Source organism: Mesorhizobium sp. M7D.F.Ca.US.004.03.1.1 (genome assembly GCF_003998635.1).
Classification (GTDB): domain Bacteria; phylum Pseudomonadota; class Alphaproteobacteria; order Rhizobiales; family Rhizobiaceae; genus Mesorhizobium; species Mesorhizobium loti.
In genome coordinates this window covers 1-9,221 of sequence record NZ_RZQG01000162.1, presented here as the reverse complement: position 1 = coordinate 9,221, position 9,221 = coordinate 1, and the positions used below count along the sequence as shown (strand labels likewise).

At 63.2% G+C, this 9,221-nt stretch carries 6 protein-coding genes; 3 read left to right on the top strand and 3 right to left on the bottom strand.

Annotated elements, in window-relative coordinates:
* The 3 genes from EN935_RS12240 to EN935_RS12230 all read left to right on the top strand — a co-directional run.
* A partial coding sequence (locus EN935_RS12240; RefSeq protein ID WP_127373343.1) for a proton-translocating transhydrogenase family protein occupies nucleotides 1-290 on the top strand: 290 nt, incomplete at its 5' end.
* Between the two features lie 6 nt (nucleotides 291-296).
* The gene (locus EN935_RS12235) at nucleotides 297-1,694 is read left to right on the top strand and encodes an NAD(P)(+) transhydrogenase (Re/Si-specific) subunit beta (protein WP_127264158.1); all 1,398 of its coding nucleotides are present in this window, start codon (nucleotides 297-299) and stop codon (nucleotides 1,692-1,694) included.
* Nucleotides 1,695-1,822: 128 nt separating this feature from the next.
* Nucleotides 1,823-3,295, top strand: a complete 1,473-nt coding sequence (locus EN935_RS12230) for a hypothetical protein (RefSeq protein WP_127264160.1) — start codon at nucleotides 1,823-1,825, stop codon at nucleotides 3,293-3,295.
* 104 nt (nucleotides 3,296-3,399) lie between these two features.
* Here the strand turns inward: EN935_RS12230 and EN935_RS12225 are convergent, their stop codons facing one another.
* The 3 genes from EN935_RS12225 to EN935_RS12215 all read right to left on the bottom strand — a co-directional run.
* On the bottom strand, nucleotides 3,400-4,317 hold the full coding sequence (locus EN935_RS12225; protein ID WP_127264161.1) for a hypothetical protein: 918 nt from the start codon (nucleotides 4,315-4,317) through the stop codon (nucleotides 3,400-3,402).
* A gap of 231 nt (nucleotides 4,318-4,548) precedes the next feature.
* Nucleotides 4,549-7,020, bottom strand: a complete 2,472-nt coding sequence (gyrB, locus tag EN935_RS12220) for a DNA topoisomerase (ATP-hydrolyzing) subunit B (RefSeq protein ID WP_109665740.1) — start codon at nucleotides 7,018-7,020, stop codon at nucleotides 4,549-4,551.
* A gap of 145 nt (nucleotides 7,021-7,165) precedes the next feature.
* A partial coding sequence (locus EN935_RS12215; RefSeq protein ID WP_127373342.1) for a caspase family protein occupies nucleotides 7,166-9,221 on the bottom strand: 2,056 nt, incomplete at its 5' end.

Below are 9,221 nucleotides of genomic sequence, written 5' to 3'. Positions count from 1 at the left end.
GCGCCATCGATCCCTTCGTCTTCCGCTTCGCCATCTTCGTGCTGGCGATCTTCGTCGGCTATTACGTCGTCTGGTCGGTGACGCCGGCGCTGCACACACCGCTGATGGCCGTCACCAACGCCATCTCGTCTGTCATCGTCGTCGGCGCACTGCTGGCCGTCGGCATCGCCGCTTCCGGCATCGCCGCCGGCTTCGGCTTCGTCGCGCTGATGCTGGTGTCGGTCAATATCTTCGGCGGCTTCCTCGTCACCCAGCGCATGCTGGCCATGTACAAGAAGAAGGACAAGTAGAGCGCCATGAACGCCAACTTCGCGTCCTTCCTCTATCTGGTCTCCGGCGTCCTGTTCATCATGGCGTTGCGCGGCCTGTCGCATCCGACCACCAGTCGGCAGGGCAATCTCTACGGCATGATCGGCATGGGCATCGCCATCGCCACCACACTGGCGCTGGCGACCCCGTCCGCTGGCCGTTTCGGCTTGATCGTGCTCGGCCTTGCCATTGGCGGCGGCGTCGGTGCGGTCACCGCGCGCCGCATCGCCATGACCTCGATGCCACAGTTGGTCGCTGCTTTCCACTCGCTGGTCGGCCTCGCCGCCGTCATGGTGGCGGCAGCCGCCATCTATGCCCCGGAAAGCTTTGGCATCGGCACGGATGGCGACATCCACGCCCAGGCCCTGATCGAGATGAGCCTTGGCCTCGCCATCGGCGCCATCACCTTCACTGGCTCGGTCATCGCCTTCCTCAAGCTCGACGGCCGCATGTCGGGCAAGCCGATCATGATCGGCGGCCGCCACTTCATCCACGCGGCACTTGCCATCGCGCTCGTCGTCTTGATCGTGCTGCTGGTCACCACCGAGTCCAAGCTGGTGTTCTGGCTGATCGTTGCCGCCTCGCTGGTGCTTGGCATACTCTTGATCATCCCGATCGGCGGCGCGGACATGCCGGTCGTCGTCTCGATGCTCAACTCCTATTCGGGCTGGGCGGCGGCGGCCCTCGGCTTCACGCTCGGCAATCTGGCGCTGATCATCACCGGCGCGCTGGTCGGCTCATCCGGCGCGATCCTGTCCTACATCATGTGCAAGGGCATGAACCGCTCCTTCATCTCGGTCATCCTCGGCGGCTTCGGCGGCGAGACTACCGCCACGGCGGACGACGGCATCGAGCGCACGGTCAAGCAGGGCTCGGCCGACGACGCCGCCTATCTGATGATGAACGCCCAGAAGGTCATCATCGTGCCCGGCTATGGCATGGCGGTTGCCCAGGCGCAGCACGCGCTGCGCGAAATGGCCGACAAGCTCAAGGCCAACGGCGTCGACGTCAAATATGCTATCCACCCGGTCGCCGGCCGCATGCCCGGCCACATGAACGTGCTGCTCGCGGAAGCCAACGTGCCTTATGACGAAGTGTTCGAGCTTGAGGACATCAACTCCGAATTCGCGCAGGCCGATGTCGCCTATGTCATCGGCGCCAACGACGTCACCAACCCGTCCGCGCGTGACGACAAGTCGTCGCCGATCTACGGCATGCCGATCCTCGACGTCGACAAGGCCCGCACCTGCCTGTTCGTCAAGCGCTCGCTCGGCTCCGGCTATGCCGGCATCGACAACACGCTGTTCTACAAGGACGGCACCATGATGCTGCTCGGCGACGCCAAGAAGATGACCGAGGAAATCGTCAAGGCCATGGATCACTGATAGGCGATCAGCACTGAGACAAGAAACGCCCGGCTTCGCGCCGGGCTTTTTCTTGGCTGACAGCGGTTTCAAGGCTACGATGACGACGTCCCGTCTCACCGACGGGATTGTCGTCAACGGAGACGCTGATGCCCGATCCCGTCGCATCGCCGGTCACCGCAAAAGCACCGCACAAGCTGAGCCAGGCGGTGGTGATCGTGCATGGCATGGGCGAACAGCGGCCGATGGATACGTTGCGCGGCTTTGTCCAGACTGTCTGGAGCCATGATCCCAGCCGCGCGCCGTTTTATGCCCATGTCGCCGATCCGGCCGATCCCACCGGCGCGAAGATCAACCAGAGCTGGATCACCCCCGACAGCCGGACAAATTCATACGAACTTCGCCGCATCACCACGCCTTACGATGTCGAAGGCCGTCGCACCGATTTCTACGAGCTCTACTGGGCCGACATCACGCAGGGCACGACGCGGGGGCGGCTTGCCGCCTGGGTGACAAACCTGCTGTGGCGCAAGCTCGCCGACATTCCGCGCGACGCCCGCAAGCTCTATCTCGTCACTCTTCTTGCCGTCATCGTCGTCCTGTGCGCGATGCTCGCGCTCGCGACCTCGGTTTGGCAGCACTATATCTCCTGGGCCGCCGCTCTGTTCGTCACCATCCTGGCCTCGTTCATCATCTGGGCGGTGGACCGGTTTGGCCTTCCCTATTTCGGCGATGTCGCCGCCTATGTGCGTGCCGAAGCGGCGACGGTCGAAAAGCGCGCACTGATCCGCGACCGCGGCCTGAGGCTGCTGAAGCGTCTGATGATGGACGACAGCTACGACCGGATCGTGCTGGTCTCGCACAGCCTTGGATCGATGATCGCCTATGACCTGCTGCAGATATTGTGGGCCGATTTCAGGCCCCGAAAACTGGAGGCCATCCGCGACAAGGCGAAACTGAAGGCGATTCACGCTATCGACAAGGCGACGCTTGTTGCCGACGGTTCGGCTTGGCCCGGCAGCCTGGACGATCTCGCCGGCTTCCGGCGCGATCAGTGGGAGCTCTACCGGCAGCTGCGCACTGGCGATGCCGACCATCGGCCCTGGAAGATCAGCGATTTCGTCACGCTTGGCAGCCCGCTGACCCACAGCGAATTTCTGGTGACGTACAATCTCGCCGAATTCAGGCGCGGCATTGCCGAGCGGCTGTTCTCGGCGTGCCCGCCGATTGCCGAAGGGGCAGCGGCTGGCGGCACCGTGCTCTATCAGGAAGGCCGCAACCGTTCGGGCAAGCCGCAGCGCGCCGTGCATCATGGCGCGGTGTTTGCGGCGACGCGCTGGACCAACATCTTCGACCGCGGCAATGGCTGGCTTACGGGCGATCCGATCTCCGGGCCGATGGCGGAAAATTTCGGTCCGGGTGTGGAGAATATCCAGGTCGAGCTGCGCGGCTCACGTGGTCGCGTCTTCACCCACACGCTGTACTGGTCGTTGGCGGCGACCGGTGTCGAAGTCGCAGCCGGCGCTCGCTCGCATCTTGCCGTGCTGCGTGACGCTGTCGACCTTGGCCGCAAGCTGGAGCCGAGCCAGGCGGAAGCGCCGGCTATGACTTCCGAAAAATGAGAACGGCGAACGGGATCGATACTCCACGCGCCGCCTGGCAATTCAAACAGAAAATCCACCCCGGGGCTTTGGCCCGGAGTGGATCGATCTGCTTCAGGTCCAGATCAGCGGCTGGTCAGGAACACCGCTTCTTCATCATCGCGCTGCCTGCCGCCGAGAGCGGCTGCCGCACTGGCGATGAAGGCGCCGATCACCAGCGACAAGGCACCGAGCAAGGCAAAAGTCGCGCTGCCCTTCCTGGCGGTGTCGGCGGCCTGTTGTGCCTTGACCTTGGCGTCCTGGACCTTGGCGACTAGGGCATTGACACGTGCCTTGGCGTCAGCCTCGGAGAGGCCGGTGCGGGCGGCGACCAGTTGCGACAGATAGGTCCTGTCATCGGTCGAGATTTCGCCTGCCGCGGCACTGGCGACCAGGATGCGCGAGGCCTGCCCGATCGCGGCCGCATCGCCGTCCGGACTGACCGCCGTGAGCTTGCTCGGATCAGCCGGACGAAACAGCGAGTCCACCAAGTAGGACGTCGCATTGTCAGCAGCAGCGCCACCGGCATTGGCGGATGCACCGGCCGACGCACCCATGGCGGCGCCCGACGCCACGGTCGAGACTGCCTGCACGCCTGAACCCACCGCAGCGGAAAGCGCCGAGCCCAGGACACCGACGACGATCAGGGTGGCCAGCGCCCAGGCCAAAAAGCCGTGGGCAGTGTCACGGAAATAGACCTCGTCGGCGTGGATGCCGACCCATTTCGTGCGCAGGCGTCCGGCAAGGTAGCCTCCGACACCGGAGGACAGCCATTGCACGATGACCAGCCAGATCGCGGTAGAGACCGCGAAGGTCGTGACCGACGCGCCGGAGCCAGACCAGGGTGACACCATGCTCAGCCCAAGGCCTGAACCAAGCAGCATGAGGATGAAGGTCAACGTCGAGGCCGCGAAGGCGCCGGCGATGATCGGTCCCCAACTGACGGCAGTAGTAGAGGATTCTGTTGAAGTGGAAACGTCGACAGCCGATAGAGTGGACTGCATGAGTTCCCCCTATCGTACGAAAAGCATGATCAGAATGATGATTGGAATCGGGATTCCGAGCAACCAGAGCAAAATGCCACGTCCCATGAAAGCCTCCTGTGAGAAATTGTGATCGATGTTGTCACAATGTCCCGAGGGGACTTCCGTTCCGGCGGGTTATAAAATGATTTTGTTTGCCATGGATGGAACAATTGGCGCGCCGCGGCGCGCCAATGTCAGAGACTATCGAGATCAGATATCCAGATTGGCGACCGACAGCGCGTTGTCCTGGATGAACTCACGCCTGGGCTCGACCTCGTCGCCCATCAGCCGCGAAAACAGACTATCCGCATCCGTCGCGTCATTGACCTTGACCTGCAGCAGCGAGCGCACGTTCGGATCGAGCGTGGTTTCCCAGAGCTGTTCGGCGTTCATCTCGCCGAGACCCTTGTAGCGCTGCATGGTCAGGCCCTTGCGCCCGGTCGCGAAGACCGCGTTGAGCAGCGCCATCGGTCCCGAGATGGTCTCCGAGACATCCTTGCGGCGCAGCACCGGTGGCTCGCCATAGACTTCCGTAAGGCGCGGCGCATAGCGGTCGAGCTGACGTGCATCGGCCGAATTGATCAGCCCCAGATCGAGATGCGCGTATTCCTTGACGCTGCGCACCGTGCGCTCGAATACATAGCCGCCAATGCCCTCGTTCGAGGTCGACATGCGACCGGTCCAGCCGCGTTCGGTGTCCTCGGCGATGATGTCGAGACGCTTGGCGATGCGCTCGGCCATGGCATTGGCCTGGGCGAGATCGGTAAAGACGTCCGGGTTGAGGCCGCCGGCGATCGCCGCCTGCTCGACCACGCCCCTGTTGTAGCGCGTGTGCAGGCCGTTGATGAGCTGGCGCACGGCCAGCGCGTCGTCGATGGCGCCGCGCAGATCCTGTCCGATGCGAACCTCGCCCGAGCCGAGCGTAAGCGATGCTTCCTCCAGGCCCGAGCCGATCAGGAATTCCTCGAAGGCGCTCTCGTCCTTGATGTACTGCGAGCTCTTGCCACGCGTCACTTTGTAGAGCGGCGGCTGGGCGATGTAGAGATGGCCGCGCTCGATCAGCTCCGGCATCTGCCGGAAGAAGAAGGTGAGCAGCAAGGTTCTGATATGGGCGCCGTCGACGTCGGCGTCGGTCATCAGGATGATCTTGTGGTAGCGCAGCTTGTCGGCGTTGAACTCGTCCTTGCCGATCGAGGTGCCGAGCGCGGTGATCAGCGTGCCGATCATCTCGGAGCCGAGCATACGGTCGAAACGGGCCCGCTCGACATTGAGGATCTTGCCGCGCAGCGGAAGGATGGCCTGGTTCTGGCGCGAACGGCCGCCCTTGGCCGAGCCACCGGCGGAGTCACCCTCGACGATGAAGATCTCGGATTTCGCCGGGTCGCGTTCCTGGCAGTCGGCCAGCTTGCCGGGCAGCGAGGTGATGCCGAGCGAACTCTTGCGGGTGATGTCGCGGGCCTTGCGTGCCGCCTCGCGCGCCGCGGCGGCCTGGATCACCTTGTCGATCACCACCTTGCCTTCGGCCGGATGTTCCTCGAGCCACGTGCCGAGAGCCTCGTTGACCAGTCCTTCAACCACCGGGCGGACTTCGGACGAGACCAGCTTGTCCTTGGTCTGCGAGGAGAATTTAGGGTCGGGAACCTTGACCGACAGCACTGCCGTCAGGCCCTCGCGGCAATCGTCGCCGATCAGCCCCACCTTTTCCCTCTTGGTCAGTCCGGAGGATTCGCCATAGCCGGTGATCTGGCGTGTCAGCGCGCCGCGGAAACCGGCCAGATGGGTGCCGCCATCGCGCTGCGGGATGTTGTTGGTGAAGGCCAGCACGTTCTCGTGGTAGCTGTCGTTCCACCACATCGCCACTTCAACGGTGATGCCGTCGCGCTCGGCCTTGATGGCGATCGGCTTGTCGATCAGCGGCTTCTTCACCCGGTCGAGATATTTGACGAACTCTTCCAGCCCGCCATCATAGTGCAGTTCATGGCGCACGATGTCGGCATGACGGGCATCGGTCAAAATGATGCGCACGCCGGAATTCAGGAAGGCGAGCTCGCGCAGCCGGTGTTCCAGCGTGCCGAAATCGAACTCGACCATGGTGAAGGTCTCGGACGACGGGAAGAAGGTGATCTCGCTGCCGCTGCGCCCTTCATAGGTGCCGGGCTGCTTGTCCTGCTCATAGCTGCCCGTCGCCTTCAGCGGCGCGTCGGCATTGCCATGTGTGAAGCTCATCTCGAAGATCTGGCCATTGCGGCGAATCCTCAGCTTCAGCCAGGCCGAAAGCGCATTGACCACCGAGACGCCGACGCCATGCAGGCCGCCCGAGACCTTGTAGGAGTTCTGGTCGAACTTGCCGCCGGCATGCAGCTGCGTCATGATCACTTCGGCCGCCGAAATGCCTTCTCCGGTGTGGATATCGGTCGGAATGCCGCGGCCGTTGTCGATCACGGTGACCGAACCATCGGGATTGAGCGTCACGGTGACGAGGTCGGCGTGGCCCGCCAGCGCCTCGTCGATGGCGTTGTCGACCACCTCATAGACCATGTGGTGCAGGCCCGAACCGTCGTCAGTATCGCCGATATACATGCCGGGGCGTTTGCGGACAGCATCCAACCCCTTCAAAACCTTGATGGAATCGGCGCCGTATTCGGCTTCAGCGCCGTTGTTGTTGTCGATCTGATCGCTCATGAAAACCTGTTGTCTGGATGCCGCTTGCACGGCGCTAAAAATCGGCCCCGAATCGCGCCTCTGATATGCATTAGATATAGGCGCTAAAGGCGGTTTTTCCAAGGTTTGCGAGCATTTCGGGGGCGAACGCCCAGCCGGCAGCCGGCTATTTTTTTCGGCCGCCGAATTTGGCGAGAAGGCCGCGCAAATACTTGATCGTGGATTTGTCTCTCGGCGCCAGCCGACCCGTGCGGTCGAGCTCCAGCGTCAGGTTAAGCGCCTTGGTCAGCACCGCCTTCGGATCCTTCGCCACATAGGCGTAGTTGATGTAGGCCTGTACCAGATCAAATTGCCAGATCGCATTGTCCGGATCGGACTGGGCCAGTTGCTGGCGGATGCCGAGGCTGGTTTCGAAGGCTTTCCTGGAGCCCTCGAAGTGGCGCTGCTTGGTCTCCAGCATGCCGATTTCCGAGAGCGTGATCGACAGATCGCGTTGCCAGTCGGAATTGGCTGGGTCGAGCTTGGCCAGACGGTCGGCAATGGCAAGACTGTCCTGATAGTTTTGCAGTGCGCCGCTGATATCGCCCTGGACATCAAGCACACCGGCGACCTTTTCCAGACAAACCGACAGGTCCCGCTGCCAGTTTGTGTTGCCAGGATCGGTGGCGGCGAGTTCACGCGCTATATCAAGCGCTTGCTGATAGGAAGCCAGTGCCGGCGACCAGCTCTTCCGGTCGCTTAGCGCATTGCCGGCCTTGGCGTAACCGATCGACAGGTCGCGCTTCAAGTCGGTATCGTTGGGGTCGCGGCGCACCAGCTCTTCGGCGATCGCCTGGCTCTTTTTGTAGGCCACGAGTGCACCGGCGGGGTCGCCGCGCTCGCGCAGCACGTCACCGATCCTTTCATGGCTGACGGAGACAGCGCGCTGGCGCTCGGGATCATCGGGTTTGTTCTCGGCCAGCGCCAGCCGAATTCTCAGACTCTCTTCAAATGCCGTCTGGGCGCTATCCAGCTGTCCGGCGGTGCGGGCAAGGTCGCCGATTTCATCATAGGTGATGGTCAGATCGCGCAGCAGATAGGCGCGGTCCGGCTCCGCATCGGCCAATTGCTGCTTGATCGACAGGCTTTGCTGATAGGCCTGGGCGGCCGCGCCAACATCGCCTTGCGTCGCCAGCACGTTGCCGATCTTGTCATTGGCCATGGCCAGATCGCCAAGCCAGTCTTTCTTGTCCGGCAGGCTTGCGGTCAGACCCTGCAGCACGTCCCTGGCGGCCTCGTAGTTTTCCAGGGAGGCCGGCAGGTCGCCTTGGGCCATCTTGATGTTGGCGAGCTTGATATGGCTGATGGCGAGATCGCGTTTGACGCTGGGATCGGTTTCCTGACGCGACCGCTGCTCGAGGTTTGCCAAAAGGGCCGTGAAGGCGCGGCCGGCTGCGTCGACATTGCCGACCGTCGTATAGAGGATGCCGAGCTCCTCCAGTGTGCGGCTCTGGCGGTCGGCCTGTTCCAGGCTGAGCGAGGTCTGCCCGGCCTCGCCATAGAGCGACAGCACGGTCTCGTAGCCCTTGATGGCTGCCGCATAGTTGAGGTCGGCGCGCGATGCGCCCGCCGACAGGAACAGCGTTGCGGCTTGCGACAGCGTGCGGTCGACGAAATTTACCTTCAGCGCCTTGCGCGACACGTCGTCGATATCGACCGCTTCCGCCAGTCTTGCCTGTGCCGCGCCGAAGGCGCCCAGGGCCAGCTGCTCCTCGGCCTGCCGACGCAGTTCCGTCACACGTGGATCGTCGGCGGCCAGCGTCTTCATCTCGCCGCGCACCTTGACGAAAGCGTCCGCCGCCTCGCGCAGGCTGGCGTCCAGGCTCTCGGCGGAAAGGTGCTTGGTGTCGAGACCGATCAGCGCGCCATAAAGCGGCGCCAGCGGCATGTCGGCGTCACTGGCGATCTGCTCGACCTGGCCGCGCATTTCGGGCGTCACATCGGCCATGGCGAGCAACAGGCGCTCGCGCTCGGGCAAGTCCTGCCTGGCCTTCGCGGCAAAGAAGAGTTGCGGCAGGGCGCTCTCGACATAAGGCAGCTGTTTTCCACGCGACAGGTCATAGACCTCCTGCTGCACCAGTGTCAGCACCGAGCGGATTTCGAGCCCGTCGGTGCCGAGATATTTGGTCAGCGCCGTCGTGAACGGCGAGTTCTGGCCAGTTCCGTCGGCGGCCGTCTCACCC

Coding starts and splice junctions, on each gene's coding strand:
- EN935_RS12235 (WP_127264158.1), top strand. CDS start 297: ATGAACGCCAACTTCGCGTCCTTCCTCTATCTGGTCTCCGGCGTCCTG.
- EN935_RS12230 (WP_127264160.1), top strand. CDS start 1,823: ATGCCCGATCCCGTCGCATCGCCGGTCACCGCAAAAGCACCGCACAAG.
- EN935_RS12225 (WP_127264161.1), bottom strand. CDS start 4,317: ATGCAGTCCACTCTATCGGCTGTCGACGTTTCCACTTCAACAGAATCC.
- gyrB (WP_109665740.1), bottom strand. CDS start 7,020: ATGAGCGATCAGATCGACAACAACAACGGCGCTGAAGCCGAATACGGC.